Below are 1607 nucleotides of genomic sequence, written 5' to 3'. Positions count from 1 at the left end.
CAAGAGACCCTTGTCCGTGAAGCCATCGGCGGCCAACGCAAACGCTAATTGAGCAAAAGAAGAATTGGCACCGAGTCCCCTCAGTCCCGGGAATTCCTTAATACTCCAGAAGTCCGTCCAGTTCTTCGGGCCACCGTTCGGGAAAGCGCGCGCATCATAAACCAGCAGATTCGCGTTTTGGTAGGCTAAGACAGCATCAGTAAGGCGAGCAGATTCCGGCACCCCCTTTAGCGCTTCATCATCCCATAGGCTGTAGTCGATGGGCATAAACGCGCCAGCCTGCTGCAATTGCAAGTAGGCTGGAAAAAAAGCGTTGGCAGTGGCAACGTCCCAGTCGACCCGGCCAGCTTCGTGCATAGCCTTGATCTGAGGCTCGGCATTGTCAGCTGTAACATCGACAACCCTGATGCCAGTCGCCTTCGTAAAGGGGTCAGAGACATACTTACGCAGGTTTTCCGTAAACGAGCCGCCATAACTGTAAACGACCACTTCGCCAGTGCCGGCGAGTTTTTCCTGCCCGAATGCTGCAGTGGTTTTTGCAACAAACGGTGCACTCAACAGCGCAGCCGACGATTGGAGGACCGAGCGTCGGCTCAAGCGACGGCGCGGAAGTTTACGAGACACCTGCTCAGACATGTTTCCCCCTTTTTTGGAAGCCCGCGCTTGTTCGTCGACGGCTCAAGTTGCGCATACCTCGAGCCTAAGGGAACTGTAGCTTGTTGGCCGAGCCGGATTTCATCAATTGTCGGCGCCACGTCGACGAAATCCCGCATCTCTGCCGGCAGCCTGTTTGAACTGGTGGGCGTGGGTACAGCGTGCGCCACTCTTGGCTAGGCGCAGATAGCTCTGGCGTAACGGCACACAGTTGCGCTTGACGAGGCCGACCAGCTTGATGACTTGCCCGATGCACGCGTCGATCGGATGCGCAACGGCCTTGCTACACCTTGGTATCGACCACCACCCGCTCGTGGTCCGAAGGTGTGTTCGCTGCACGCGCCGGAGGTTGGACACGTCGGAAAATGCATCGGAAAGGGCAATTGCACCGGCCTCACGAGTTCGGCGTCCAGGTCTCCGTCATCACCACGCCGATCCCCATGCCAAGGTTGGCCAGTTCGTCAGCGTGTGAAGGCGCTGCCCGGCAATCCTTATGACTCCCACACGCTCAAAGCCGTGATCCCGGACATCGAGGCGCTCATTGGCAAATCATCGCGCCCGTCGTTCCCGACAAAGGCTATCCGCGGCCACAATGCGCCGCTCGACTACAAGTTCGAGGTGTTCACATCAGGCCAGAAGCGGCGGGGAGCCCAAGATCAAACGCGAACTGCGCCGCCGCTCGGCCATTGAGCCGGTCATCGGCGATCTCCATCCGTAAATCCGAACATGGACCGGCCGAAACTATCTTTCGCACCGCCAGGGCGATGCCGCCAATGCCGTCCTCGCTGTGGTCAGCTACAACTTCGGCCGTCTCCTTCGCTCGCTGGCGCTCTCGTTGCGCCAAATGCTCGTCCGCTCATGCTCGAGCTCGTCCCAAACTGAAGTTCTGGTTCTTCACGGACCCATCGGCTACGCCGCCGGTAAGACCTAAATTCCTCCTGTGCGGGCTGGTG

General features: G+C 58.6%; 2 protein-coding genes. One reads left to right on the top strand and one right to left on the bottom strand.

Going from position 1 to position 1607, the window contains the following annotated elements; genetic code table 11:
- On the bottom strand, nucleotides 1-636 hold a 636-nt coding region (locus IVA78_RS29470), incomplete at its 3' end, for an extracellular solute-binding protein (RefSeq protein WP_346275329.1).
- 486 nt (nucleotides 637-1122) lie between these two features.
- Here IVA78_RS29470 and IVA78_RS29465 point away from each other — a divergent pair.
- Nucleotides 1123-1344, top strand: a complete 222-nt coding sequence (locus tag IVA78_RS29465; protein ID WP_247469067.1) for a hypothetical protein — start codon at nucleotides 1123-1125, stop codon at nucleotides 1342-1344.
- Nucleotides 1345-1607: the final 263 nt, after the last annotated feature.

It is taken from the genome of Bradyrhizobium sp. 137 (genome assembly GCF_023074095.1).
GTDB lineage: Bacteria > Pseudomonadota > Alphaproteobacteria > Rhizobiales > Xanthobacteraceae > Bradyrhizobium.
The sequence above is the reverse complement of the archived record's forward strand: the minus strand, read 5'-3'. Positions and strand labels throughout refer to the sequence as shown.